This is a genomic window from Teichococcus vastitatis, assembly GCF_003604215.1.
GTDB lineage: Bacteria > Pseudomonadota > Alphaproteobacteria > Acetobacterales > Acetobacteraceae > Pseudoroseomonas > Pseudoroseomonas vastitatis.
Genome location: NZ_QXGS01000142.1, coordinates 1 through 1,433, shown reverse-complemented (window position 1 = coordinate 1,433; position 1,433 = coordinate 1). Strand labels below are relative to the sequence as shown.

Below are 1,433 nucleotides of genomic sequence, written 5' to 3'. Positions count from 1 at the left end.
GGCTTCACGGCCCTCGCCGGCGTGGAGGACGGGCAGACCTATGCCCGCAGCCTTTCGACCCTTTCCGGCCAGACCTTGGGCGCCATTGCCGCCTTCCGCTACAGCAACAGCCAGAGCTTCGTGAACACCATGTTCGGGGGCTGCGACGTCGCCGATGGCGACGTCGTTGCCACCGGCAACGGCTCCTGCGTGTGGTCGCGCATCATCGCCGGCAACACTCAGCAGGACGCCACCAGCGCCGCCTTAGGCTACCGCGCCAACGCGCAGACCTTCCAGTTCGGGGCGGAGCGCGAGATCGCGCCGAACCTGACCCTGGGCGGCTCCTTCGCCTATGAGGCCAGCCAGTTCCGTGGCGACGGCCGTAACGTCAAGATCAGCGGTGACGTGCTCATGGCCGGCGCTACGCTGGGCTACCGCACGGGCGCCTGGCGCATCAGTGGCGCTCTGGACCTCGGCTACGGCTGGTTCGATAGCCGCCGCACTGTCAGCCTGGGGAACCTGACGCAGACCAGCAAGGGTTCGCCTGACGCCTGGCACGCCGGAGTGCACACGCGCATTGCCTACCAGATCCCGATGGGCGGCTGGTACGTGCAGCCTTTTGTTGACTTGAGCGCCACCTACCTGCGTAGCGGTGCGTTCACCGAGACCGGCGCCGGCCCCTTCAACCTGGCGGTCAACAGTCAGGACAGCACGCTGCTTTCCGCCTCCGCCGCGGTGGAAGTCGGTGGCTCCCTGCCGCTCGGCACCCTCGGCACGCTGAAGCCTTTCGCCTCGGTGGGCTTCGGGGTGCTGAGCGACGATGACTGGTCAGTCAACGCCCGCTTCGCCGATCAGCCTACCACCCGCGGCTTCAAGGCATCGACACCGATGCCCGACACGGTGGCCAAGTTCCGCGTCGGCGCCCGGCTAGCCAGCGGTACAAACTGGGACTTCCAGCTGCAGTACAACGCTGACGTCGCCTCCAACTATCTGTCTCAAGCCGGTATTGGCCGGATGGCCTATCGCTTCTGGACCCCCGCCCTCCCCCACCCGCAAGGCGCAGATGGTGCAATCTGCAGGGAGAACCGGACATGATGTCAATTCTTGTTGGAACGCCGATCTGGGTCTGGCTGCTGCTGGCCTACACGGTGCGCGCGGGCATCCGCGCCTCGCGACAGCGGACAGTCAGGCCATCAGCGGTCGCCGTGCTGCCCTTTGTCCTGCTGGCCATCTCCTTGTGGCACGTCATGCAGGGGGAGGCAGGTAGCGTCGGCGCCATTTGCTGGATACTTGGGCTGATATCAGGCGGAACTGCAGGGTGGTGCCTCGGGAGGCGACTATATCTGCGGCGGGAGGGCGGCCTCCTTTGCGTCTCAGGATCATGGCTGGTGCTAGCCACTTCGATCTTCTTCTTTGGCGTGCACTATTGGCTCGGTTACCAACAGGCCGTAGCT

2 protein-coding genes are annotated in these 1,433 nt (G+C 65.6%); both read left to right on the top strand.

Features of this window, described 5'->3' with window-relative positions:
- On the top strand, nucleotides 1-1,074 hold a 1,074-nt coding region (locus D2K64_RS23530), incomplete at its 5' end, for an autotransporter outer membrane beta-barrel domain-containing protein (RefSeq protein WP_157986109.1).
- Nucleotides 1,071-1,433, top strand: a 363-nt coding sequence (locus D2K64_RS25845; RefSeq protein WP_120010837.1) for a hypothetical protein, incomplete at its 3' end; no start/stop codon positions are given. The genes D2K64_RS23530 and D2K64_RS25845, both read left to right, overlap by 4 nt.